General features: G+C 65.0%; 21 protein-coding genes. 3 read left to right on the top strand and 18 right to left on the bottom strand.

Going from position 1 to position 23,175, the window contains the following annotated elements; all coding sequences use genetic code 11:
- Position 1: 1 nt before the first annotated feature.
- From QQK25_RS08525 to QQK25_RS08465, 13 genes are all read right to left on the bottom strand, one after another.
- Entirely contained in the window at positions 2 to 1,492 is a 1,491-nt protein-coding gene (locus QQK25_RS08525; protein ID WP_284187538.1) for an efflux transporter outer membrane subunit, read from the bottom strand.
- Entirely contained in the window at positions 1,485 to 4,808 is a 3,324-nt protein-coding gene (locus QQK25_RS08520; protein ID WP_284187537.1) for an efflux RND transporter permease subunit, read from the bottom strand. The genes QQK25_RS08525 and QQK25_RS08520 overlap by 8 nt, the downstream gene beginning before the upstream one ends.
- On the bottom strand, positions 4,805 to 5,863 hold the full coding sequence (locus QQK25_RS08515) for an efflux RND transporter periplasmic adaptor subunit (protein ID WP_284187536.1): 1,059 nt from the start codon (positions 5,861 to 5,863) through the stop codon (positions 4,805 to 4,807). The genes QQK25_RS08520 and QQK25_RS08515 overlap by 4 nt, the downstream gene beginning before the upstream one ends.
- Positions 5,864 to 6,139: 276 nt before the next feature.
- A complete protein-coding gene (locus tag QQK25_RS08510; protein ID WP_284187535.1) occupies positions 6,140 to 8,098 on the bottom strand; it encodes a relaxase/mobilization nuclease and DUF3363 domain-containing protein in 1,959 nt (652 codons plus the stop codon).
- The gene (locus tag QQK25_RS08505) at positions 8,095 to 8,538 is read right to left on the bottom strand and encodes a hypothetical protein (protein ID WP_284187534.1); all 444 of its coding nucleotides are present in this window, start codon (positions 8,536 to 8,538) and stop codon (positions 8,095 to 8,097) included. The genes QQK25_RS08510 and QQK25_RS08505 overlap by 4 nt, the downstream gene beginning before the upstream one ends.
- Positions 8,535 to 9,134: a S26 family signal peptidase gene (locus tag QQK25_RS08500; RefSeq protein ID WP_205230718.1), complete on the bottom strand. Its 600-nt coding sequence runs from the start codon at positions 9,132 to 9,134 to the stop codon at positions 8,535 to 8,537. The genes QQK25_RS08505 and QQK25_RS08500 overlap by 4 nt, the downstream gene beginning before the upstream one ends.
- Positions 9,131 to 9,676: a DUF2840 domain-containing protein gene (locus QQK25_RS08495; protein ID WP_205230717.1), complete on the bottom strand. Its 546-nt coding sequence runs from the start codon at positions 9,674 to 9,676 to the stop codon at positions 9,131 to 9,133. Before QQK25_RS08495 ends, QQK25_RS08500 begins: the two co-directional genes overlap by 4 nt.
- Complete coding sequence (locus QQK25_RS08490; protein ID WP_205230721.1) at positions 9,673 to 9,945, bottom strand: chromosome partitioning protein ParB; 273 nt, start codon at positions 9,943 to 9,945, stop codon at positions 9,673 to 9,675. Before QQK25_RS08490 ends, QQK25_RS08495 begins: the two co-directional genes overlap by 4 nt.
- On the bottom strand, positions 9,942 to 10,580 hold the full coding sequence (gene parA / locus QQK25_RS08485) for a ParA family partition ATPase (RefSeq protein ID WP_205230716.1): 639 nt from the start codon (positions 10,578 to 10,580) through the stop codon (positions 9,942 to 9,944). The genes QQK25_RS08490 and parA overlap by 4 nt, the downstream gene beginning before the upstream one ends.
- A gap of 265 nt (positions 10,581 to 10,845) precedes the next feature.
- Complete coding sequence (locus tag QQK25_RS08480; RefSeq protein WP_438696431.1) at positions 10,846 to 11,724, bottom strand: replication initiator protein A; 879 nt, start codon at positions 11,722 to 11,724, stop codon at positions 10,846 to 10,848.
- Positions 11,725 to 11,738: 14 nt separating this feature from the next.
- Positions 11,739 to 12,035, bottom strand: a complete 297-nt coding sequence (locus tag QQK25_RS08475) for a helix-turn-helix domain-containing protein (protein WP_205230715.1) — start codon at positions 12,033 to 12,035, stop codon at positions 11,739 to 11,741.
- 125 nt (positions 12,036 to 12,160) lie between these two features.
- Positions 12,161 to 12,916: a DUF2285 domain-containing protein gene (locus tag QQK25_RS08470; RefSeq protein ID WP_205230714.1), complete on the bottom strand. Its 756-nt coding sequence runs from the start codon at positions 12,914 to 12,916 to the stop codon at positions 12,161 to 12,163.
- Between the two features lie 370 nt (positions 12,917 to 13,286).
- Positions 13,287 to 13,637 carry a DUF2958 domain-containing protein gene (locus tag QQK25_RS08465; RefSeq protein ID WP_205230713.1) on the bottom strand — a complete coding sequence of 117 codons (351 nt, stop codon included), beginning with the start codon at positions 13,635 to 13,637 and terminating at the stop codon, positions 13,287 to 13,289.
- Positions 13,638 to 13,955: 318 nt separating this feature from the next.
- On the opposite strand from QQK25_RS08465, the gene QQK25_RS08460 reads away from it, so the two are divergent.
- Complete coding sequence (locus QQK25_RS08460; protein WP_205230712.1) at positions 13,956 to 14,246, top strand: helix-turn-helix domain-containing protein; 291 nt, start codon at positions 13,956 to 13,958, stop codon at positions 14,244 to 14,246.
- On the top strand, positions 14,243 to 16,024 hold the full coding sequence (locus tag QQK25_RS08455) for an SIR2 family protein (RefSeq protein WP_205230711.1): 1,782 nt from the start codon (positions 14,243 to 14,245) through the stop codon (positions 16,022 to 16,024). Before QQK25_RS08460 ends, QQK25_RS08455 begins: the two co-directional genes overlap by 4 nt.
- 37 nt (positions 16,025 to 16,061) lie before the next feature.
- Here QQK25_RS08455 and QQK25_RS08450 read toward each other — a convergent pair whose 3' ends face one another.
- The 5 genes from QQK25_RS08450 to radC form a co-directional block, all read right to left on the bottom strand.
- The gene (locus QQK25_RS08450) at positions 16,062 to 16,376 is read right to left on the bottom strand and encodes a DUF736 domain-containing protein (RefSeq protein WP_070155852.1); all 315 of its coding nucleotides are present in this window, start codon (positions 16,374 to 16,376) and stop codon (positions 16,062 to 16,064) included.
- 1,255 nt (positions 16,377 to 17,631) lie between these two features.
- A complete protein-coding gene (locus tag QQK25_RS08440; protein WP_205230710.1) occupies positions 17,632 to 19,677 on the bottom strand; it encodes a ParB/RepB/Spo0J family partition protein in 2,046 nt (681 codons plus the stop codon).
- A 75-nt stretch (positions 19,678 to 19,752) separates the two neighbouring features.
- Positions 19,753 to 20,580 carry a DUF932 domain-containing protein gene (locus QQK25_RS08435; protein WP_205230709.1) on the bottom strand — a complete coding sequence of 276 codons (828 nt, stop codon included), beginning with the start codon at positions 20,578 to 20,580 and terminating at the stop codon, positions 19,753 to 19,755.
- A gap of 792 nt (positions 20,581 to 21,372) precedes the next feature.
- Entirely contained in the window at positions 21,373 to 21,765 is a 393-nt protein-coding gene (locus QQK25_RS08430; protein ID WP_205230708.1) for an ATPase, read from the bottom strand.
- A 279-nt stretch (positions 21,766 to 22,044) separates the two neighbouring features.
- Positions 22,045 to 22,551, bottom strand: coding sequence for a RadC family protein (gene radC, locus QQK25_RS08425; RefSeq protein ID WP_205230707.1), 507 nt, complete (start codon positions 22,549 to 22,551; stop codon positions 22,045 to 22,047).
- Positions 22,552 to 22,948: 397 nt separating this feature from the next.
- On the opposite strand from radC, the gene QQK25_RS08420 reads away from it, so the two are divergent.
- Positions 22,949 to 23,143, top strand: coding sequence for a type II toxin-antitoxin system RelB/DinJ family antitoxin (locus tag QQK25_RS08420; RefSeq protein WP_205230706.1), 195 nt, complete (start codon positions 22,949 to 22,951; stop codon positions 23,141 to 23,143).
- The last annotated feature ends 32 nt before the right edge of the window (positions 23,144 to 23,175 follow it).

Here is a 23,175-nt window from a genome sequence, read left to right as displayed (position 1 = left end):
CTCATCTTTTCGGGGGCTGGTTCGTGTCACCGCCCAGCGCCGCGTACAGCCCGATTTGGCTTGACAATGCCGCCCTGCGTACCTGCACCAGTTGCTGCTCGACGGCAAGCAGGTCGCGCTCGGCGTCCAGTACCTCCAGGTGCGCCGCCGAGCCGGCATCGAACAGCATCCGCGCCAGTTTCAAACGCTCGCTCTGCTCGGCGTGGGCCTGGCGCGCCACGACGAGCTGCTCGGTGAGCTTCTGCCTTGCGGCCAGGGCGTCGGAGACGTCGCGAAACGCTGCCTGGATCGCGCGTTCGTATTCGGCAATGGCGATGTCACGCCGCACGACGCTAGCGTCGAGATTGGCCTGTCGCATGCCAGCATCGAAGATCGGTAATTCGATCGTCGGCTGGAACAACCATACCCGGGTGCCCGACGAAAACAGGTCGCTCAGGCTGGTACTGACCGAGCCGGCACCGCCGGTCAGTGCGATGCGCGGGAAGAACGCGGCGCGCGCCGCACCGATGTTGGCCTGGCGCGCCCGCAGCGCATGCTCAGCGGCCAGGATGTCCGGGCGGTTCGCCAGCAGGTCCGATGGCAGCCCGGGCCTCAGTTCGGGCATAACCAGGGCTTCATCCATCGGGGCCGATGGCGGCGGCAATTGGGGGTCGCTGCCGAGCAGTAGCGCCAGGGCATTGCGCTGCTGTTCGCGCTGCAATTCGAGCTGCACCTGTAGGGCTTTGCCCTGGCTGAGCAGGGTACGCACCTGGGTCAGTTCCAGCCGGGAGCCATGGCCCAGCTCGAAGCGTTTCTGGAAGATTCGTTCCAGTTCTTGCTGGTTTTCAACGGTGCGCCTTGCCAGCGCGATGCGCTCGTCGAGTTCGCGCAGGCCCAGGTAGGCATCGGCGACCTGGGCGACCAGCGCCAACTCCACGGCGCGGTGGCCCTGCTCGGTGGCCAGCCATTGCTCCAATGCGGCGGTCTTCATGCTGCGTACGCGGCCCCACAGGTCCAACTCCCAACTGCTGATGCCCACGGAGGCTACGTTGACCTCCAGGACCGAGCGGCCCGCCAGCGGCTGTAGCCCATCGGGCAGGCCAGTGCGGATTTGCTGCGCCCCCACGCCGACCATTGGCGCCTGCTGCGCACGCTGGATGCGGAAGGCGGCGCGCGCCTCCTCGGTGCGCAGCACCGCCACGCGCAGATCGCGGTTGTTTTCCAGGGCGGTCTCGATCAGTGCCTGCAAGGCCGGGTCGGTGAAGTACTCGCGCCACGCCAGGTCAACCGCGGCCGCAACGCCCGGCGTGTCGGGCTGCGTCCGCCAGTTGGATGCGACGGGGAGCGCGATGGGATCGAGCGCGGGTGCCAGCGAGGCGCAACCGCTCAGCATCGCCAGCACCGCCACCGCCAGCGTGCCGACGAGCCAATGGTGAGCCGACGAGCCGGTCTCATGGCCTGCGCGGGCCTGACGACGGCGAGCCGATGACGTGCCGCTGTGGTTCTCATGCATGGTTTGCTCCTGTGGCCGTCGGGGCCGCATGGCGCATCGCATGCAGCTCGTAGAGCAGCGGCACGACGAATACGGTCAGCGCGGTCGAGACCAGCGTGCCGAAGATCAGCGAGATGGCCAGCCCCCCGAAGACCGGGTCGGTCATCATGATGGCCGAGCCGAAAATGATTGCTAGCATCGTCAGCAGGATCGGCCGCAGACGCACCGCGCCGGCCTCGCGTACCGCCTCTTTCAGCGGCATGCCGTGCCGGATGTTGTCCTGGATGAAGTCGATGATCAGCAGCGAGTTGCGGATCACCACGCCTGCCAGGGCGATGATGCCGACCATGGATGTCGCGGAGAAATCCACGCCCATCAGCCAGTGCCCCGGAAAGATGCCGATGATGCCCAGCGGCACGGCCGACATGGCCACCAGCGGAATGATGAACGAGCGGTAGTAGGCGACCAGCGCGAAATAGATGATGAGCAGGGCGCCGCTGAGGGAGAGGGAGAGATCCCGGTACACGTCCATCGTCATACGCATCTCGCCGCCCCACAGCAACTGGTAGCCATCGATGGTGTCGGGCACGTCCTCCTTGAAGCGCAGGTTGCCGGTGCGCAGCGGACGTCCGTCCGGCGCGGTGATGCCATGCAGGCGCCGCTGCAGGTCGAGCACGGCGTACAGCGGCACCGAGTCCGACATTTCCGCGCCGACGAAGGTGACCTTCTCGTTGTCGCGGTGCAGGATGGGGCGATCGACCGATGCGGGGACCACCTTGACCAACTCCACCAGAGGCACGGGCTGGCCGGCGGCGTTGTCCACGAATACCCGGTCGAGCCGGGCGGGATCGACCTCGAAGCGGCGCGGCACGAAGGCCCTGACTGGCACCGGCAGTTTCTCGTCCGGCAGGTGGGCGCGGCCGAGGGTGGTGCCGCCATAGACCAGCGCCAGCGCCTCGGCGATCTGCGCGGTCGAGACGCCGGAGAGCGCGGCCTTGTCCTTGTCCGGCACGATACGGTATTCCCGCACGTCTTCCGGTTCGGTGTCGGTGATGTCGACGGTACCGTAGGTTTGCACGAAGGCCTCGCGCACCTGAGCCGACAGCGCGCGCAGACCCTCGGTATCAGGACCATAGAGTTCCGCCAAAACGGTCGAGCGTAGCGGTGGGCCTGGCGGCTGCTCAACCAGCGCGACCTCGGCACCGGGCCAAGCAGCGCGGACGGCTTCCACCTTAGGGCGCAGTTCGTGCACGATGTCGATGGAGCTTTCTTTGCGTAGATGCTTGTCTACGAGATTGACGCGGATCTCCGCTACGTGGCTACCGACGCGCGCGGCGGTACCCTTGAACAGGCCGTTGAAGTCGGCCACACCTGCTTGGCCGACCCAAGTCTGGTAGTTGACCACCTGCGGTTCCCGCGACAGCAACGCGGTGACCTGGCGCACCAGACGATCGGTGTCTTCCACCGGAGTAGTTTCCGGCATCGAAACCACCACGTTGAAGGTGTTTTGGTTGTCCTTGGGCAGAAAGCCGATCGGCACGCCCAGCGCGGACACGGCTCCTCCCACACCTGCCGGACGGACAAACTGCCAGGCGCCTTGCATCAGCGAGACTGTCATCAGCAGCAGCACTGCCAGACCGAAGCTGATACGTACGTTTCTGCGCTGTTGCAGGGGGCCGAACAAACGCAGGTAGAGGTGCTCGATTCGCCCCGGCGTGCCATGACCATGAACAAGCTGTCCATGCACTGTTTCCGGCCACGATGATTCTTCCTGCTGGACTTCGTGGCGATGAAGCCAGCGGTTGGACGCCCATGGCACGACGATGTAGGCCACGACGATGGATGCGGCCATGGCCACGGGTACAGTGACCGCCACAGGGAAAAAGTACTGGCGCGGCATGCCGGTCAAGGCCAGCAGCAAGGTGATGAAGACCAGCATTACCGCGAAGGTGGCCAAGTTGGTGGCGTTGCCGATCTCGTTGGTCGCCAGCACGGTTTCCACTTCCTTGTCTGCCTTCGGTTTGCGGCTGGCGTAGTGGCGGTGGATGTTCTCGATGACCACGATGGCGGCATCCACCAGCAGTCCCAGCGCAAGGATCAGGGCGAACAGTGTGACGCGGTTGATGGTGACGCCGCCCAGCAGGTTCGCCATCAGCGTGATGCCCATGATCAACGGCACCGTGATCATCACGATCAACGCCTCGCGCCAGCCCAGGAAGAGGATCAGCACCAAGCCCACGGTGACCAGGGCGATCGCCAGGTGTTCCAGCAGCAGGTTGACCGCGTCGTCGGCTTTCTGGCCGTCGTTGCGCGTCACCACGACCTGGATGTCCTGGGGCACGAAGGTGGCCTGCATGCGCTGCATGCGGTCGATCACTGCATTGGTGACAACCACGGCGTTGGTGCCCTTCTTTTTAGCCACAGCGATGGTGACGGCGGGCAGGTCTGTGGCATCGGCCGTGCCAAAGCGTGGATCGCCGGGACCGAAGGAGAGGCGGCTGACCGTGGCCGCCTCCGGCGGCGGGCCGTCGGTGACGGTGGCCACGTCGCGCACGTAAACCGGCCGCTTGTCGCGCACGGCGATGAGCTGGTTACGCACATCCTCGGCCGAGGTATAGGCCGCATCCAACTTGATGGCTTGTACCTGACCGTCACGTACGGTGGGCTGTAGTGGCAACGCCAGGTTGCTGGTTGGGAAGGCCGCTCGGGCTTGGCCGAGGGTCACGCCGTAAGCCTGTAGGCGATCGGGGTCCAGTTCGATGGTGATTTCGCGGTGCTGCCCGCCGCGCAAGGAAACCACCGAGACGTTTTCGGTACTGCGCAGGCGCTCGGCCATGCGTTCGGCCATGCGGTTGAGCGCGTAGTCATCGTATTTCGACGAAGCCAGCGTGAAGGTGACGATCGGCACGTCGTCCGCGTCGACGCTTTGCACCAATGGCGTCGTGGCATCGGCAGGCAGCCAGGCACGGCTGGCCATCACGCGGTCATAGAGCTTGACCAGCGACTGCTCCTTGGATTCACCGACCTTGAATTGCACCTGAACGATTCCCTGTGAGTTGCGGGAAGTGCTCTCGATGTGATCAACGCCGGGCAGTTCGCTCAGGATGCCTTCGAGCGGAGTAACCACCAGCGATTCGACCTCCGCGGCCGAGGCACCGGGCAGGCCGACCACCACGGCGGCGGCGGGCACGATGATCTGCGGGTTCTCCTCGCGCGGGGTCTGAAGCACCGCCACGACACCCATCAATGCCACGGCGATGATGAAGACCAGCGTGAGCTTGGAGGTGATGAAGTGCTTCGCGAGAAAACCCGCGAAGTTCAGGCGCCGCGACGTCATCGCGCGCCCCCGGCGGCCTGGATCGGCATGCCGTCATGGACGGTGTCGGCGACGCTGGCGAGGATGGTTTCTCCGTCCGACAGGCCGGCGGTCACCTCCACCACATCGCCCAGGCGCTGGCCGGTGCGCAGCCATCGAAAACGCGCCACGCCGTCCTGGAGCACGAACACGCCGTCCAAGCCACCGCGTCGCACAAGGGCCGCACGCGGCACCGTGACGGCCTGCTTCTCGTCCAGCAGGATTTCGAGGCGGCCGAACATTCCCGGTAGCAGGCGTGCGTCCCGCGGCAGCACGATGTCCACCTCGTAGCGGCGGGTCACGCCATCGCCCGATGGCACCACGCCCCGAACCCGTCCCTTGAAACGCTCATCGCCCAGCGCGTCGATGCGCACGGGAATCGAGTCGCCGGACTTGATTGCCGCCAGGCTGCGCTCGGGCACGAACGCTTTGAACAGCAAGACCTCGCGCGACTCCACCGTCATCAGCGGCGCGCCGGGAGTTGCCATCTCGCCGCTGCGCCGGGCCACCGAGACGACCACGCCGTCCACCGGACTGGTGATGGTCACGTAGTTGCGTTGCGCCTGTGCCGCTGCCAACGCCGACTGTGCTTGTTCCAGCATCGCGCGGGTGGTTTCCTCGCGCACCCTGGACTTGCGCAGCGCATCGGCCGAGATCGCGCCAGCCGGCACCAGTTGCACGTTTTGATTCACGTCGTGCCGCGCATCCCGCCAAGCCTCTTGGGCGGCCTGCACACCGGCGCGTGCCTGCGCAATGGCCGCGTCGATGTCAGAGGCGTCGATGCGCAACAGCAGGTCGCCGCGCCTGACCGCTTGACCCTCCCGAACATCGAGCTGGCGAATGAATCCGGTCACGCGCGAAGCCACGTCGATGCGTCCATCAGAGACTACGCTGCCAGTCACATCGTTGGTAACAGGCAATCGTGCCTGCCGTACCACGGCAACTTCTGCAGCGACTGGCGTGGAAGCTATGCGCGAGTTTGAGCTATCACCGCAGGCAGCCAGCTGAAGTACGCATATAGACAGCACAACCACCATGCGAGCCTGCGTGCCCCTATCTGTGTTCTGCGCGCTGGTTCCCCAGATTGACGGCAAGGGCCTACAAAGACTGAGCGCATAAGTGTTCAAGCGATGCATGGGTGTCTCGAAATCATGGTCGGGTTAAGGTTCTTGAAGTTCGTACGATCGAACTATATTTGCGATATGGAATGTAGTCAAGTTCAGGTCGAACCGACTTCCGCGCTCGACACCTGTTTGACTGAACGCGTACGAGTACTCCGTACCGCGCAAATACAAAACGTTTCGCCAAGCTCCTCAACTGATAGCAGGCCCCCGTTTACGACCAATCTCCCACGACACCCCGCCGCCGCGTACTGTCGCGACGAGCTGCTGCCCCAGCCGCTGTTCGATCACAGGTTTCCACGGCACCAGACTGAACCCCATGCCGTCATCGAGCACCGCGTAGCGCCCGCTGGCGAGCATGACGGAACGTCGATAGACGCCGGCCACGCGCTGCCCGTCGGCCACGGGCAGATACTCCAGGCCGGTCTCGGTAGCTATGTCCTGTGCGGCCTTCGCCAGCTCGCGCCCGCGCAGTGTCGCCAACAGGTTGCGCGCGAGGACGACGCGCTGCCCATGTCGCTCGGCCAGCCCCTGTTCGGTCAGAATATTGGCACGCTGCTGCAGCGCGTCCTTGACCTCGCTGCCAAAGCCCAGGTCGCCCAACCCCTTGCCACCGTCGATCAACTGCTGGTCAAGCCAGGTAGCGCCGATCACACGCGCCTGTCGCTCGATCGGCAGATGCGATTTCAATTCCACCGCAACCCCACCGCCGAGACGCTGCGCGTCGTACTGGCGGCCTCGCTCGGCCAGGTCGTCAGGCACACGCCAGACGCTTTCGGCGACCCGCTCCACGATGCCGACGCGGCGCAGAGCTTCGAGCCGGCGCACATGAGTGGCCACCACATCGCGCGGATCACGGTCGGGTGATGCCTGTCCTTGCGCGACGGCCAGGTGATGGTCGGTGCGGTACACGCCATCAACGGCCAGCGCGGCGATGTTCCGGTCGGCCGCGCGCACGTCGGCCACACCCTTCACCTCCACCACGGCGCCAGTCGGGTACTGCTCCAGCTCTGATCGTGGTGGCAGCGCGACGTAGTGCGCCTTGCCATCGATCCCGTCGATGACCAAATAGCCCTTGTCGTACAGCTCGTCGGCCAGCCCCTTGCCGACGACGCGGCCTACGATGGCGCGGCCATCCTCGCCGGCCTGGAACACGGCCAGCTCGCGCTGCTTTCCGCTCATGGTGCGCTGCATGGTGCGGATGATGTCGCCGCGTTCGCCCATGGCTCGCAAGGTCGGTTCGGCCTCGGAATGGATGGCCCAGGTGCCGGGTTGCTGCTCGGTCGCCAGCCCCATGCGTTGCAAGTGCTGTAGGCGTCCGATCAACATTTGTCGCTGGCGTTGCAGCCGGGGTACAGCCAGCCTCTCCAGCTGCACCAGACCATCCACGGCTTCGCGCTGCAAGGTGCGATCCAGTCCTGCCCACCGCTCCTGATTAACTTCGCGCTGCATGGCGCGCTGGATCTCCAGCTCGGTGCGCGGCCCCAGCCATTCGGTCGCCAGTTCCGCCGCCCGGTGACGCATTCCCTCAGCGATGTAATCGCGGGAGATGATGAGGTCTTTGCCGGTGTCGTCCTTGCCGCGCAGGACGACGTGCGTGTGGGGATTGTCGGTGTTCCAGTGATCCACCGCCACCCAGTCCAGCCTGGTGCCCAGGTCGGCCTCCATGCGTGCCATCAGGTACCGGGTGTAGGTGCGAAGGGCGTCGAGCGGTTCGGCATCTTCCGGCGAAACGATGAAGCGGAACTGGTGCCTATCCTCGCGCCCGCGTTCCTCGAATGCGGCGGTGTCCGCCGTGTCGGTTGTCGGACCGTAGGCGTGGCCTGGACCGCCTTGGCGATCCACCCCTTCGCGCTCGATATAGCGCAGGTGCGCGGTAGCTGAACGTGGTCCGGCCTTGGTCAGATTGACCAATCGCGCCTTGATCATCACTCGCCGGGCATTGGGCGTGAGCGAGGCCCCGGCGAAGCGGGCCGCGACGTGGCCGCGCCCCAGCCGGGAGCCGGGCCGCTGGCCGGCCTTGCCGACCGTCTTGCCGAGCTTTGCGCCAGCCTTGTTGGTCTGGTGCAGGACCTTGTTGATGAAGGCATCGCCGCGCTGTTTCGGCGTGCCGGGGCGGATGCGAAAGCGGTCGTCATCCTTGCGGTTCATCGGGCGGCTCCATCCAAGACCGGCGCAGTCCAGCGGACAAAGCACGCGCTTTCACCAATGGCGATGCGGCATTGCGCACTCTCGCGGCACGCTGCCGCCTCTTGGCGCGTGCCGCGCCACCCCCACGTGCAGACAGGGTTTTCAAGCGGCTGGGTGCCGCGACCTTTTATCTTGCCTTCCGCCTTTGCCTGTCGCTTCCGCTCCAGGCGTCGGCGGCCCGGCGGCGCTGTGCTGCTCGCAGCCAGCCCACCGGCAAACGCGGCCACGGCCTTCGGCCGGGCGCGTTCGAGGCAAGACGCCTGCACGTAGGAGGACAGCGCCGGATGTTGCGCCAAGTGCGGCACGGATGCGTTCGCGCTGCATGAGCGGCGACACGGCGATGGCCAGCGGAGTGACACGCCGGATGGCACGACGAAGCGCAGCGAATCGGCGACCATCATCGACGTGTCTCCAGCCAGACCGGACGCGCGACACCGATCACGGTGGACGCGCTGACCGGCCCGAAATACCGGCTGTCGAACGACGCCGGATTGGTCACACTCAACAGGAACAGTTCGCCAGGGTCGAGGCGTCGGCACTGCTGCCACGAAGGCAGCGGCCTGCCCAACCGGTCGGCACGCAGCACGCTGGCCGCAGGCACGCCGTCGATGCGGACGCTGCCGCCCGCGATGCACACCTCCTGCGGTGCCACTGCGCCCACGCGCTTGAGCAGTGGAACGCGCATTGGCAGGTAACCGCGCTGCGCAGCCAGCGCGGCGGCTTCGGCCGGCAGCGGAACCAGCACGATGCTGCCCGTGGACAACGAACGTGATAGTGAGGCGGCGCGAGGGTCAAGCGGATTGACGCGATACCAGCCGACCGCCACGCTGTCGGACGGGTTGTAGATCAGGCGCGGCAACGGCTGCACGAAAGCAGCCCAGGCCAGCGCAGCGAAGCCGCAGGCGGACAGGCCAGCCAACACGATGCGAGCGCGTAGGCGCGAGCGAGGACGCGGCGCGGCGTTGCTGGTGCGTGTGGCGGTGAAAGGGGTTGTCATGGCAACGCCCTCCCTGCTAGCCAGGCAGCGTGCCGCTCGACGGTGTATTCGGGCAGCGGTAGACGTGCGGACAGACGGTTGCCCAGCGTGCGCCAGTACGCGGGCGACACGTCGATGGTGGCGATGCTCAGTGCCTCGATAGCGTCGATGCGTTCCAGCACGGCGCGCACTGCAGGTTCGCACTCGGCGTGCAGCAGCAGGCGCGCACCAGGCAGCACACCGGGGATGCGCTGCAGGGCGTCCAGCGCCGTGCCAGCCTGCATCACCATGAGCTGCCATCGCACCGTCCCATAGTCGTTGGCCTGCCAGCGAATGCGGCAGAACATGGCGCCTGGTAGGAATACCGCGCAGCGCCGCCAGCGGTCGAGCTGGAGTGTGCGCGCGGGTTCGCCAAAGCGCAGATAGAGCTTGAAGCGCGGTTCGACGTAGGCCAGCGATACGCGGGTCGGCGCTGCGGTGCCAGCGCGGCCGGCGAGCGCCGCGAGCGACGGCGCAACGGCGGGGGGCGTGGCAGCTTCGGCCGCCAAAACGTGAGCGGTCATGGTGCTCTCTCCGTGGATACGTCCAGGAACTCGCGCTCCAGCAGCGCGCGCAGCAGTTCGGCCACCGTCACGCCCTGCGTGAAGGCCGACACCTTGATGCGCGCGCGCATCGCGGGCGTGATGTCGAGGGTCAGGCGCGCGGTGTAGAGATCGCCTTTCTGGATGTCGTTGGCTTCGCCCTGGCGAACCCACGCCTCGACGTGCGGGTTCGCTGGTGGTCGCACTCCGATGCCGACGCGCTTGCCACGCCTAGATCGCTCTGTGGTCATGTCGGCCACCGTAGCAGTTCATCGACCAGCGCCGCGATCTCGCGCGCGGCGGCGCTGTCAGGTGCCGTCTCGCGGGCGAGCCGACCAGCGGCCACGCTGTCCGCGAAAACGATGCGTTGATGCACTTCCGAACGCAGCGCGGGCAGCGGCTGGTCGGCCAGCGCCTGGCGTGCCTCACGGCCAATGATGGTCGTGCTGACGCGCCGATTGATGGCGAAGGCCGCGCGCAGTGTCGGCCGAAATACCTGCGCCTCGCGGATCAGCGCCACCATCTCGGCAGATGCCCACAAGTCGTAGGGACTGGGCTGCACCGGGATCAGCACGCGCTCAGCCGCCAGCAGCGCGGAGCGCGCCAGGGCGGCGATGCGCGGCGGGCCATCGATGACGACGTGATCGGCCCTGCGTGCCAGCTCGGGCGCTTCCTGGTGCAACGTCTCGCGGGCGAGGCCCACGGCGCTGAATAAACGTGGCAAGCCCTGTTGGGCGCGCCGCTGCGTCCAGTCCAGCGCCGAGCCTTGCGGGTCGGCATCGAGCAGGATGACCTGCTGGCCGCGCATTGCCAGCTCGCCGGCAATGTGGGTGGCCAGCGTGGTTTTGCCCACTCCGCCTTTCTGATTCAGCAAAGCGATGATCATGGCGCGGCCCTCCTTGCTGGAAAGCCGGTTTTTCTTCGCCGTGCGAAATGCTGTGCGCTGTGCCGTTTGGTGTTTATCCACCAAAACGGCGCGCTGTTTTTATTAGTTAAAGAATTTAAGTTAGGGAAGTTAGAGAGACGGGAAACCCGCGCCGTTATTGGGTTTTCGGCGGTTTCGCACGCCTGATAGCACGATAGGGACACGCCCGATAGCACGATACCCGTCACGCCTGATAGCACGAGGCCGTCCACAGTTTTTCCCCGAGTTATCCCCGTGCCGTCCGCGGCACGGGCCGAAAAGTCAGCAGTTCGGCTCCGTCGTCCAGCGTGCGCTCGATGCCCAGGACGTAGCCCGGCATCGACTGCCGCGCCACCAGCGCGCGCAGGTCGCAGGCGAAGTCGTAGGGCTTCGCTGTACTGCCCGATTTGCGGTGCAGGTGTTTGAAGTCGAACTGCCAGCCGCCCGGCTGTTTGCCGCCGTGCTTGCGCACTAGGCGGTACAGCCAGCGTTCGATGCCGCCGGTGAGCTTGAAATAGGCCGGGTCGATGGTCAGCACCAGCGCAGCGTCGAGCACGCCCGCGTAGAACCAGTCCGGCAGGATCAGCTCGATGCCCAGCGGCGTGCCTCGGGCGTCGGCCAGCTCCTTCCATTCGTTGATCCACGAGAAGCGATGCAGGCGCCGCCCGGTCGTCTCGCGGATGGAAGTGGCCACCGTGGTCGATTGCAGGCGATCCAAGGCCGCTTTGAGGCGCTGGTAATCGCGCAGCGATGTACCGCGCCCGATGAAGCGCAGGATCTCGTAGGGCGTGGCACGCATGAGGCGTGACGGGCGAATGCCTGCGTCGCGCGCTTCCACAATCTGGCTGGCGGCCCAGATCAGGATGTCGGCATCCCAGATCGTGGCGATGCCGTGCTCCTGTGTCCCTTCCACGCGGATCGTCACGCCCCCGGCGCGGAAGTCGATTGGCTGGACGCGCTTCGACTTCGCCAGCGAGAAGAACGGAAAGGCCATCAAGTCCTGGCTGTCGCGCGGCGCCATGTCGCCCGGCAGCGCGCGGAACAGATCGAGCTGTTCCCGCTCCTGCGTCGATCGCTGCCCCGATGATCGGGATAGCAGCGACGGGCTGGACATGGCGATGGCCACCGGCGACGCGCCAATCAGCGCGCACGGCTGTCAGCCGAGTGGCGCTCGGCATATTCGGGGTCGGATGTGGCCTCGAAGCTGCGCTGGTCGGCCCAGGCGTCGAGGTCGGCCACCGCGTACATGACCCGACGGCCGAACTTGCGGAAACGCGGGCCGCCACCGATCACGCGCTGCTTTTCCAGCGTGCGCGGCGACAAGCGCAGGTATTCGGCGGCCTCGTCGTTGGTCAGGTAGCGTTGGGGTTGTGCAGCAGCAGCGGGTTGCTGCTGAGTGGCGTGTGCGGCAGCAGGCCGCAAGGGAGCGGGTCGCATCGGGTCAGCCTCCATCGGTCAGGAAAACCCGGCCGCACCGCGCGGCCAGATGGAGGCAGTCTCAGGAAAGCAATGCGTCCCGTTGAGGGTCGTTTTGCAAGGGATGCAAAACGACCCTCCCCAAGCTATTTGACTCGGGCTAGGCGGCGATAGCCGCCGCGCATCAGTGTCAGGCCACGCCGCACCAGACGGCGCACGCGGGAACGCAAACCGCCATCGGCATACCACCCCGCGACCACGGCATCGACGCCAAACAGCCCCTCGGCTATTTCGCGCAAGGACGCCCCAGCCAACGTGGCGTCGAGCGCCTGCAAGGTGTTCAGCTCCTGCAGCGTGGTCGGCGCAGGCCGTGGCCGAACTACTGCGGCCGGCGTGCCTTCGGAGGAAACGGCCAGCTTGTCCAGTTCGACCCGAAGCATGCAATGGCGTGCGCAGGGCATGTCGCACGCACGGATGGCGTAGACGTAGGCCATGCCATCCACCAGGTTCGGCGCCAAGGTCAGGCGCAGGCAGCAGCCGGGCCACTGCGTTGCGAGCATCAGGCGTCGGCCGTCGTGGATCAGTTGCTTTTGGCCGGGGATGCGCCAGAACTCGAACGCCACGGCATCCTGTGGCGGATCGATGTCCGAGTGAAGCTGCGCCGTGCAAGGATGGCCAGGAAACCAGGCCGGATGCGCGTCGCGCGCATCCAAGGTCGGGTCTTCTAGCATGCGCAGCCCCCAATGGTGGGCAGCGTCCGGCTGGTGAAGACGGCGCAGCCAGTCTCGGCGGTAGTCGGGGTGGCGGCGCAAATACTCCCAGGCCAATGCAAGGTCATCCAAGTGCAGCACGTAGAGATACGCGGCGGTGGGATACCAAGACTCGGCGCTTCGATCAACCATGAGGCAACCTCCTGTTGGGCAGGAATCGTCGCCACGATCGGCACGCTGGAGCTACACCATCAAAACCTCAACGCACCACGAACAAAGGGATACACTCATACTGTAACGAGCGGTGTCAAGACTGATTGGCTCCGAGGTCTTACGTGGATCGTCCGGATGCGACGGCTGCGCAGCCCGGAAATGGGGCGCAGCACCGGACACCCTGCCGCAAGCCGCGAAAAGCATCATGACCGTTTCGGTCAGGACGTACCGACATGGCGCAAGAGCGGCGATTCAGATTGTCGATGTCATAAACCAGACCGAAAAAGACACAATGCGCCGCAACGGCCTGTGACTGGATGGCCCGCCGCAGCGGGGCCATGCGGTTCGATCAGTCAGGGATCGAGCCATCGATCTGCGCTAGCCGGACGTAGTCCGACAACGCCCGCGATGCGCGGAAATACAGGTCGCGTAGGACGGGCTGCTGACGCGGCCCGACGATCCCTGCCAAGTCGGACAGCTTGACCGTTCCCAGTTCCGGCATGCCGATGCCCAAGTCGATGAGGCCCCAGGCCGTATCGCCATCGACCGGATCGAGTGCTGCCAGCAACCAGGTCACATGCGCATCCGGCGTGAACAACCGCACCACGGGCCACGGGTCGATGGACTGGCCGGCGGCGCGTGCCACGCCGTTGGCGAGCAGTTGCGCGCGCTGGTCGTTGGTGGTGAGTGGTTGGGTCATGGTCAGGAACCCCACGAAACCGAGAATGCACCAATCCGCCTTCCCGCGAAAGCGTGGAAGCACCGAAGCGGCTGTGTGCTTTCGTGCGCAAACACGGATGCGCAAGGCATCGAATCCGTACATGCACAGAGACGTAGAAGCGGAAACGTGGAGGTCAAGAAAGGCACGGATACGGCTCTCCGTTTTTGGCGGAATCCGCAGATGCGGATTTCCATAAAGGCACGAAGGCGGAAAGGCCCATCGTTAAATGAACACTATAGATTGTAGCTCTATAGGGCGCAATCGACTGTCATCTTGGTTTTTGGGGGAAACCATTGGATGGCAGCGAAAAGTTCTTTGGCGAAGGCATTGAAGACGGTCAGGAAGGCACGCGGCCTGAGCCAGGAAGCGTTCTCCGACGTGTCCAGCCGGACCTACCTGAGTTCGCTGGAGCGTGATCTGAAAAGCCCGACGCTCAACAAGCTGGCTGAGCTGTGCGAGGTTATGGAGATCCATCCGGTGACGCTTCTGGCATTGGCGTATTCGGGGAACGACTCCAAGAAGGCGGATCAACTACTCTCGCAGGTTCGGCATGAGCTTGAACTGCTGGCACAGACAGACGACGAATGACAGTTCTCCAGAACGACCCCATCACCCAACTTGGATTTTCCGTCTACGAGAACAAGGGGGTCTTCGCTGTTCTTCTGGGGTCGGGCCTGTCGCGCTCTGCAGAGATTCCCACCGGCTGGGAAATCACGTTGGACCTGGTGCGCCGTGTAGCGACCGCCCAAGGCGTTGAAGACCAGTCCGATTGGGCGCAGTGGTACCGGGAAAAGACTGGGCAAGAGCCAAACTATTCCGTGTTGTTGGAGGAGATCGCCAGTTCACCCGATGAGCGGCGGGCGATATTGCATCGGTACATCGAGCCAGATGAGCAGGACCGCGAAGAAGGCCGGAAAATCCCGACCAAGGCGCATCATGCGATAGCGCAGTTGGTCCGTTCTGGTCACGTCCGGGTCATTGTCACGACCAACTTTGACCGGCTCATGGAAAACGCCCTTCGGGAGCAAGGAGTCGAGCCCACAGTGGTGTCCTCCGCAGACGTTTTAGCGGGTGCCGAGCCATTGACGCACAGTCGCTGTTACCTGCTCAAGCTGCATGGCGATTACAAGGATGCCCGCATCCTGAACACCGATCAGGAACTGAGCGCTTACCCGGAAAGCTACGACAAACTGCTGGACCGCATCTTTGATGAGCATGGTCTGATCATCTGCGGCTGGTCTGGTGAATGGGACCATGCGTTGCGGGCAGCCTTCCTCCGTGCACCGAACAGGCGCTATCCGGTGTATTGGGCAGCCCGGAGAACTCTGGGTACGGGAGCCAGCGAGCTGGCCACCCATCGAAGTGCCAAGACGATACCGATCTCAGGTGCAGATGAGTTCTTCCAGACGCTGCAGCAGCGAGTCGAAACGCTTGAACAGAGCCAGCGCCAGAATCCACTGAGCGTCGAGTTGTTGGTCAACAGCGCGAAACGCTACCTGGCGAAGCCGGAACATCGTATCCAACTGGACGAGCTGCTTTCGCAAGAAACGGAGCGGTTAATGGCGCAGCTCGATGGAGGCCAGTTCGCGCCGCATGGCCAGTGGAATCAGGACGAGTTTCGATTGCGGGTACGGCGATACGAGGCACTGGCGGAACCGTTGACGCGCATAGCTGGCGTGCTTGGCAGATGGGGGGATGGTTCTGAATTGACGACAATCCTCGACATCATCAGGGGGGTGTATCTTCAGGCCGAGAAAATCGGAAACGGTCTGATGGTTTGGCTGGGCCTGCGATCCTACCCGGCCGTCTTGATATTCACTGCCTACGGAGTCGGTCTGACGCGCTCACAGCGATGGCAGACACTTCACGAACTGTTGGTTGCCCCATGGCCTCGGGAAGATCGTGATCCGAAACGAGTCGTTTCCACGTTGTTTCTGGATGAGTGGAAGGGCGCGAAAAACGAGGTCTGGAAAGAGTTGGATGGACTCGACCGCCGCAAGACGCCCCTTAGCGATCATCTGCTCGAAGTGATGACGAACTGGCGGTCCAGCTTTGCAGGTGTATCCGCAGAATTCGAGCTGGTGTTTGAGCGATTTGAATTGCTTGCTGCTCTTGCCTATCTGGAGGAGGACAGCGAAGCGAGTTTGGAACAAGCCTTGGCCAATAATCCTCACGGCCTGTTCGCCCGTATGCCCGTAGGGCGCGTTGGGTGGCATGACTCGTCAGCCAATTCGCTGATTCTGGAGCTTCAATCGGAAGCGACCATCACAGCTTTGCTGGGCGCAGGCTTTGCGCGGAACAGCCGCCGCTTCTTGGAACTCTCTATCGAGAGTTTCAAGCGCTATGTAGGCAAGATGTCGTGGTAGCAGTCGCCCCGCCGCAATGGGCGGGGCGCTGCGGCGGTCACGCCGCCTGGGGTTTGCTGCGCGACCAGATCAGGTCGTGCGTGCCATCCTCGCCCTCGATCAGGCGGGCATAAACCGTTGCCGGGAACGAAGGATCGTCGAGGGTCACGGACAGGTACTCCCGCCCGGCCTCGCTGGTTTTCTTCCACGCCGCACCGATGTCGTGACTGGCCGCCTGCAGGCGGAAGTCGGGGGCGTTCTCGCTGCTGCCCTTGTCGTTGGGAACCAGCTTGACCTTGACGTTGAGCGTCAGGGTGCGAAGCGTGCCGGTGAAGCCGTCTTTGTCTGCGGTGAAGGTGCCGATGTTGGCCATGATGTTTTTCCTTTCGGTTGAACAAGGTTCGCGCCCATCGCGTCCTTGTTGTGATCCGGCCGGCGGGGGACGGGCGGGCTGCACCGCTTGCGGTCGCAACGCAGAGGAGAGCCGGGAGGAGCAAAGAATTTGTCCCGCGAGGAATGCGCATAGCGCAGGGGAAATTGTTTGTGCCGGACGGTTGCAGCCATGAAGCACGAGGCGCAGCCGCGCCACCGCCAGGATTCACAACGAGACAGGGACGCCTTGGGCCGAACCGCTCCGAAAGGAGATGAGGCCGGCTCGGCATCCCCGCACGAAGGCTTCACTGGCGCGCTTCCTGACGCGGGCAAGGTCGATCCCCCGACGACAAGCAAGAATGCCCCTGCCGCACCGTTCGGCGCCGGTCTTGAGGCGTGGCGTGGAAGCTCCATAGGGATGCCGGGCGGTGTGTCCGTGAACCATCCTTCGTGACGTGATGGGCAAGTACCGCCAGCGTTGAGGACGGCACGCATTCGCGCAACCTGCCGCAGCAAACCACGGCGTATCCGCTACGCCCTGCCCAACGCGGCGGGGCGCTGGTCTGGCCGATCCGGCGATGCCGGTTCGGCGGTGTTCGAGGGGCGCCAAGCTGCGCGCGGCGGGGATGGGCCTTGCGCCGATCCCCTGGAGGGCAAGCGCAGCGCGCAGCGCCGCAGGCGCGAAGGCGTGAGGGATTGAAGCCGAATGGCCGTGACGGCAACGACGACACGGGGCGCAGCCCGAAAGCCCGGCGGCGCATCGCGCCGACACGCCCAGGCCGTTCCAGCTTTCCATGCAAGAAACGCGACTATGCGTCTGACGGAATCGGCACTGCGCAAGCTGCGGGCCTGCCCGGCTGCTTCAATGCCGCCTGAGCCACCGCGAAGGCGGCGGCATTCCGATTCGGCTGTTAGCTTTGAACACCGGGCGCGGCCACTGCCGCGCCCGGATTTTTCGACCACCGCGCCCAGGACGGAACGGCCTGGGCGCGGTGCTGATCGCGGTTATCCCTTCGTCTCGATGAGCCACCACACGGCACGCGGCAAGGTGCGGCCCGTGATGGGGTGAATGTCCGTAAGGTCGGCGCGCGCCGTCCAGCCAGAGGGCGGACGGTAGCCGCGCACGTCGCCTTCACCGTGCCCGACGCATAGATCGCCGCCATATGCGGGCGACTGTCGGTCGTGCGGGTCATTGGCGGTTCTCCTTCCAACCGAAGCGCCCCGGTCAAGGCCGGGGCGCTTATTCTCGGTGCGATTCAAGCGGCCAGCGCCTCGGCTGGTTCATACGCCACGGCCTCGGCATCCTCCGGGCCATCCTCCTGCGCGGCTTCCTGCACTGCCGGGCTTTCGGCCTTGAAGATGGCGGGCATCCAGCCCGTACCATCGGCCAGCCGTTCGGCCTCGCTTGCAATGTCGGCCTTCTTCAATTTCGCCAACCGGGTGACGTGCTCCGGCGCGTACTCGCTCACCGCTCGCAGAATCGCCGCCTTTGGTACGTGCCGGAAATACCCCTCGGCGGTCGGCTGCCACCACGCGGCCATGTCGAGGCCCACGGCCTGCGCCAGTTCCGCGCCAGGCTGGCGCGGCGTGGCGCGAGGCGTCACTACGTCCACCGTGGAAGCCACGCACACGGCCAGCAGCTTGATCAGTTCGCCTTGCTCCATTGCCAGCAACGCGGCGAACAGTTCAGCGCTGTCCTCGGGCAGCTTGCCAGCCCATGCCTGTTGCAGTTCGCGCAGCGCCACGGCGGCGGACGATTCCGGCCAGTCCGGGGCCATGCCTTCCAGCCGGTCTTGCACCGTGAGGCGCACGCCCAGCGGCAGATCGTTCCCGTAGTGGCTTGCCTGCAAGACGGCCTGCACCATGCCATGCACCAGCGCGGCCAGTGCCACCTGCGGATGCCGGGCGACTTCGATTTGCAGCGCCGCCGTGCGATGCGCGCTCAAGCGTTGCGCCAGCCGGTCGGACATAGCGGGGGCTTGGGCTTCTTCTGCCGTGTCGCCTTCGTCATCGTTCGCGGCTTCACCCTCCGCGAAACCCTGCCGCAGCCGTTCCAGCGTGCGCAGCGCCTTGGCCTCGGCCTCGCGCAGCAGCCCGCGATGAATCACGGCCTCGCCGTTGCGGTTGATAGTGACGATGGCACCGGCTGCGGCTTTCACGTTCGGGCTGTAGCCCTGCAAGCCATCTTCCAGCGCCTGCAATTGTTCGCCCAAGGCTTCGCCTTCTTCCTGCAACGCATCGGCCTTGTCTTCCTCCTCGGCGTCCAGGGCGGTTTCGAGGTCTTCGCCTATCTCCTGCATCTTGGTTTGCAGCTTCTCGATGCGCTGTGCCTCGCGCTTGGTTGGTTCGCGCCGTTCTCTCGGGGCACGCTGGAAAGCGTGCAAGTCGGCATGGGTCACGCCCGGCGTGGCATCCACCCATGCCCACCCCTCGGTGCGAACCGTGGCGGCGATGCCTGCCAGCTTGTCTTGCGCCAGCCGTTCCAGCAGCGCGGCGTCGGTGAGATACACGCCTGCATCGCCTTCCGCGAACAGGTCGCGGCGAATGCCGCCGCCCGCCTGCTCGTAGACGTTCAGTCCGACGAAGCACACCAGCGGATGCCGGTAGGCGTCGATTTCGCGCTCGGTCAGGCGCTCGCGCAAGTTGGACGGCTGGCGCTGCCACGTCGGCGTATCGTAGAACGCGCTTTCCTGCGCGGTGTGGTCGTCCGTGATGGCAAGGGCCATCAACTGGTCAAGGCTCACGGCATCGGCACGGTAGTCGGCCATCAGGCGCGGCGAGACGTTGGCCAGCTTCAAGCGGCGCTGCACCACCAGTGGCGTGACGCTGAAATCCGCCGCAATGTCTTCGATGGGCCGACCTTCCGCCACCAGCGCGGCGAACGCCTCGAACTGGTCTGCCGGGTGCATGGCTTCGCGCTGCACGTTCTCGGTGAGGCTGGCGGTGCGGGCCGTGCCATCGGCCACCAACAGGCAAGGCACCTCCCAATCCTTGGAGATGCGGTGCTTCTTCGCCAGCAGCTTGAGGGCTGCGAGGCGACGGCCACCGGCCACGACTTCGTATTGATCGCCGTCAGGGGCGGCAATCACGATGAGGTTTTGCAACAGGCCCACGCGCTGGATGCTCGCGGCCAGTTCGGGAATCGACATGCGCGGGGTCTTGCGCACGTTGCGGCCCGAGGGGCGCAGCACCAGCCGCGACAGGGGAACCAGAATCAGGTTCTTGGTCGGGTCGGCAGCTTCCAGCGGAACAGCGGTGGCGGTATTGACGGCGCGGGCTTCGGTTTGAGTAATGGCGTTCATGGTGGTTCTCCAATCAAGTGAAACAAGGAATGGAGGGGAAACCGCCCCTCCTGCGGGGAAACTCTCGGGAAGGGATCAGGCTTTGAGCTGGCGCATGCCATCGGCCAGCAGCCACAGGGCACGATTCAGGCGCACATCGGAATCAATGCCCTGCACGGGGCGGGTGTGGTGGCGGCGTCCGTTGGCGCTACGCCCGGACAGTCCGCCCTTGGTCAAGTTCTCCTGCGTGCGGTTGAACACGCTCCACAGATCGGGGCGGCGGTCGTCGAAACGACGCGGCATCAGGATTTGCGATTCGGTGATGGGCGCGGGCTTGCTCGGGTCGTCGTACTTGAGGGCCAGCGCGGCGCGGGCGAACACTTCGGATTCGCCATCGTCCAGCGTGATGCCGCGCATCAGGTCGCGGGATTCCTTCACCCGGTCGAAACCGTCCAACACCTCGAAAGCACCTTCGATGACGTGTCCGGTCACGTCGCCTTTGTGGGGCACGCGCACATCGGCCACGGTGTCGCCGCAGACAAGGCCATTGCTGCAAACGAAGCGGAACATCCCGGCCAGCATCTGATAGCTGCTCGTTCCGTCATGGGAGTTGAGCAACACGATTTCATTGGCTTCCGCGCCGTTGATCTGGCTGGCGTGGCGCAGCCGGATCATGTGCTTGGTGTGCTCGCGCTTGCCTTCATCGCGCACGCGGGTCTGCGTCACCATGAAGGGCTGAAAGCCTTCTTTGCGCAGTTCGGTCAGCACGGCCGCGGTGGGGATGTAGCTGTACCGCTCGGAACGGCTCTCATGCGGGGCGTCCGCGAAGATGGACGGGGCCACGCGGCGAATCTGGTCATCGGACAGCGGGTGATCGCTGCGCAGCGACGGGGAACGGGAAGCGAAGCGGGATGCGAGTTGCATGGCATTTCTCCTGACAAAAAAGGGTTGGCTGTTCACACCGCACACCGGATTCCTAGATTCGGAGCCCAGCCTTTCGGCTGTTCGGTGCGGTCGGCACGAAGAACCCGGTTGGCCTCGTTGCCACCGTCTTTCCTGAGTTCATCGCCCGCGACGGTCAGGAGCGCGCGGACGGGGGCCGTCAAGGAGACAAGCGCAGGGTTGGTGCGGCCCGCAGGCGCAGCCGAGGACACGGCCCTGCGCGCCTTGACGGCACACGGCCGCGGGCTACAGTCGCGAGCAAGGTGATGGAGTCAGGAAAGACGGCTGAACAAGGCAACGGCCATCCCCGTGTGCCGACCGCACGGCAAGCGAAGCGCGCAGGCCCGGATCTGGAAGCCGGGCCGGAGGCGTCAGCCGAGCGGAGCGAGGGAACGATGGAAGCCCGACAGGGACGAGACTCGCGCAGCGAGGCTCGATGCGCAGCACGACAGCGCGACCGGCCATGTTGCTTGGCCGGAGACGCCCGGACTTCAATGCTTGATGAGCACCACGCCCAGGACAGACCCCATGCCCAAGGCATCGGGAAGCTGGCTCTGCTGCTGGGGTTGCGGTTGGTTTCTGGCCGAGCCGGCGCAGCCGGTTCGGCGGTCTTTGAGGGGCGCCAAGCATCGCGCGGCGGGGATAGGCCGCAGGGCTTTCCCCTGGAGGCAAGCGCAGCGCGCAGCGCCGCAGGCGCGGAGAAACCGGCACCGGGCGCAACAAAAAAAGTGCGCCGCCCCGCAGGGACGACGCACCGAAGCCAGCGCGGCGCGATCAGCTCGCCGCCGGCGCCACCATCGACTGCAACTGGTCGATCACACCGGGCTCGACGAACACGCAAGCCTGCGTGTCCTCGATCGATACGTTGAACATCTGGGCGAACACCGTGCGCCGCAGATGGGCCAGTCGCCCCGTTCGGTACGCCTGCTCGGGCTTCATGCGCCCGCCGGTCTGCGAGCCGCTGCGCTGCGGATCGCATTCGACCAGCGCGACGAAGCCGTCATCGGACAGCTTCTGATGCTCGGGGCACAGACCCCAGCCCGTCGCCGTATGGCGCTCCATGCTCGCGCGCAGGCGCTTGTCCAGCAGGATGGCGCCGGTATCGAACGCCTTGCCGCAGACCAGGCAAACGTGCTGTTCGAGGGAAACGTGTGATTTGTCGTTCATGACGATCTCCGGTTGCTCGGGCGGAATTGCCCGGAACCGTCGCCAGCACGGCGCAGCGCAAGCGGTCAGGGGTCGCAAACGGCCGCCAGGACGCCAGCGCGCAAGGCGCGCGCAGCCCTTGACGGCGAGAACGCCGTGATACGGTGAAGGGAACAGCAAGACCGCCTCACACCACCACCCACGCACACCTACCTTCGGCAAGTGCGCAGCACGCGCAGGCCCACGAGGGCCGGAGCTGCACCGCCAGGCGCAGCAAAAAGGGGGCCGAAGCCCCCGGGGTCAGAGCAGGCCACACTCGGCGAATGACGTCGTGACCGCGCCACCGACGACGATGTGATCCAGCGTGCGCACATCCACCAGCGCCAGGGCCTCCTTGAGGCGCTGGGTCAGATGCCTATCGGCCTGGCTCGGCTCGGGACTCCCGCTCGGATGGTTGTGCGAGAAGACCGCCGCCGCCGCGTTGAGCCGCAGTGCTTCCTTCACGACCTCGCGCGGATACACCGATGCCTGGTCGATGGTGCCGCGGAACAGTTCCACGTACTCGATCAGCCGATGCTGGCTGTCGAGGAACAGCGCCGCGAAAACCTCGTGCTCGAAGCTGGCCAGCTTGGTGCGCAGGTAGTCCTTGACCAGCGCCGGCGACGTGAACAGCGTCCCGCGTGGGTTCTTCTGGTCGATGACCTGGCGGGCCGCCGCCAGAATCTGGTCAGCCGACGCCAACAAGTAGCGCCCCTGCGCGTCACGCACCAGCAGCGAGGAATCGAGAGACAGAGAAAGTTGCGACATGATCGTGCTCCAGTTGCTCAGGCGGAATTGCCTGGAACCGGGTCCAGCACGGCGCAGCGCAAGCAGTCAGGGGTCAGCGACGGCCGCCAGGACGCCAGCGCGCAAGGCGTGCGCAGCCCTTGACGGCGAGAACGCCGTGATACGGTGAAGGGAACAGCAAGACCGCCCACACCCCACCCGCAGAAACGACGGATGGGCAAGCGCAGCGCGCAGGCCCTCAAGGGCCGGAGGCGTCAGGGATCAAAGCCGAATGGCCGCGACTCGGCACGAGGCGCGGGGCGGTAGCCCGCGAGCCCGACGGCGGTACGCCGGGACGTCCAATCGCTTGCAACAAGATGCAAATGACACCGCAGCACAAATGGAGCACAATGTAGCTACAACATTCGTGAGGCATGTAATGGCAAGCAGCAGTGATGTCGTTCGCGCCCGGATCGACGGGCACATCAAAGAGGAAGCCACGAACGTGCTGGCCGGAATGGGTTTGTCTGTTTCGGACGCCATTCGGATGTTGCTCACGCGCATTGCGGCCGACAAAGCACTTCCCTTCGATATCAATCGTGCTCAGTCCCAATCGGATACCAAGAAGCCATGAGGTTTTGCCTGAAGAATTCCAAGAACACTAAG

It is taken from the genome of Zoogloea oryzae, assembly GCF_030161255.1.
Classification (GTDB): domain Bacteria; phylum Pseudomonadota; class Gammaproteobacteria; order Burkholderiales; family Rhodocyclaceae; genus Zoogloea; species Zoogloea oryzae.
The sequence above is the reverse complement of the archived record's forward strand: the minus strand, read 5'-3'. Positions and strand labels throughout refer to the sequence as shown.

What these genes read in the sequence shown, in the direction of transcription:
- QQK25_RS08525 (WP_284187538.1), bottom strand. Translation starts at nt 1,492, where the DNA reads ATGCATGAGAACCACAGCGGCACGTCATCGGCTCGCCGTCGTCAGGCC.
- QQK25_RS08520 (WP_284187537.1), bottom strand. Translation starts at nt 4,808, where the DNA reads ATGACGTCGCGGCGCCTGAACTTCGCGGGTTTTCTCGCGAAGCACTTC.
- QQK25_RS08515 (WP_284187536.1), bottom strand. Translation starts at nt 5,863, where the DNA reads ATGGTGGTTGTGCTGTCTATATGCGTACTTCAGCTGGCTGCCTGCGGT.
- QQK25_RS08510 (WP_284187535.1), bottom strand. Translation starts at nt 8,098, where the DNA reads ATGAACCGCAAGGATGACGACCGCTTTCGCATCCGCCCCGGCACGCCG.
- QQK25_RS08505 (WP_284187534.1), bottom strand. Translation starts at nt 8,538, where the DNA reads ATGATGGTCGCCGATTCGCTGCGCTTCGTCGTGCCATCCGGCGTGTCA.
- QQK25_RS08500 (WP_205230718.1), bottom strand. Translation starts at nt 9,134, where the DNA reads ATGACAACCCCTTTCACCGCCACACGCACCAGCAACGCCGCGCCGCGT.
- QQK25_RS08495 (WP_205230717.1), bottom strand. Translation starts at nt 9,676, where the DNA reads ATGACCGCTCACGTTTTGGCGGCCGAAGCTGCCACGCCCCCCGCCGTT.
- QQK25_RS08490 (WP_205230721.1), bottom strand. Translation starts at nt 9,945, where the DNA reads ATGACCACAGAGCGATCTAGGCGTGGCAAGCGCGTCGGCATCGGAGTG.
- parA (WP_205230716.1), bottom strand. Translation starts at nt 10,580, where the DNA reads ATGATCATCGCTTTGCTGAATCAGAAAGGCGGAGTGGGCAAAACCACG.
- QQK25_RS08475 (WP_205230715.1), bottom strand. Translation starts at nt 12,035, where the DNA reads ATGCGACCCGCTCCCTTGCGGCCTGCTGCCGCACACGCCACTCAGCAG.
- QQK25_RS08470 (WP_205230714.1), bottom strand. Translation starts at nt 12,916, where the DNA reads ATGGTTGATCGAAGCGCCGAGTCTTGGTATCCCACCGCCGCGTATCTC.
- QQK25_RS08465 (WP_205230713.1), bottom strand. Translation starts at nt 13,637, where the DNA reads ATGACCCAACCACTCACCACCAACGACCAGCGCGCGCAACTGCTCGCC.
- QQK25_RS08460 (WP_205230712.1), top strand. Translation starts at nt 13,956, where the DNA reads ATGGCAGCGAAAAGTTCTTTGGCGAAGGCATTGAAGACGGTCAGGAAG.
- QQK25_RS08455 (WP_205230711.1), top strand. Translation starts at nt 14,243, where the DNA reads ATGACAGTTCTCCAGAACGACCCCATCACCCAACTTGGATTTTCCGTC.
- QQK25_RS08450 (WP_070155852.1), bottom strand. Translation starts at nt 16,376, where the DNA reads ATGGCCAACATCGGCACCTTCACCGCAGACAAAGACGGCTTCACCGGC.
- QQK25_RS08440 (WP_205230710.1), bottom strand. Translation starts at nt 19,677, where the DNA reads ATGAACGCCATTACTCAAACCGAAGCCCGCGCCGTCAATACCGCCACC.
- QQK25_RS08435 (WP_205230709.1), bottom strand. Translation starts at nt 20,580, where the DNA reads ATGCAACTCGCATCCCGCTTCGCTTCCCGTTCCCCGTCGCTGCGCAGC.
- QQK25_RS08430 (WP_205230708.1), bottom strand. Translation starts at nt 21,765, where the DNA reads ATGAACGACAAATCACACGTTTCCCTCGAACAGCACGTTTGCCTGGTC.
- radC (WP_205230707.1), bottom strand. Translation starts at nt 22,551, where the DNA reads ATGTCGCAACTTTCTCTGTCTCTCGATTCCTCGCTGCTGGTGCGTGAC.
- QQK25_RS08420 (WP_205230706.1), top strand. Translation starts at nt 22,949, where the DNA reads ATGGCAAGCAGCAGTGATGTCGTTCGCGCCCGGATCGACGGGCACATC.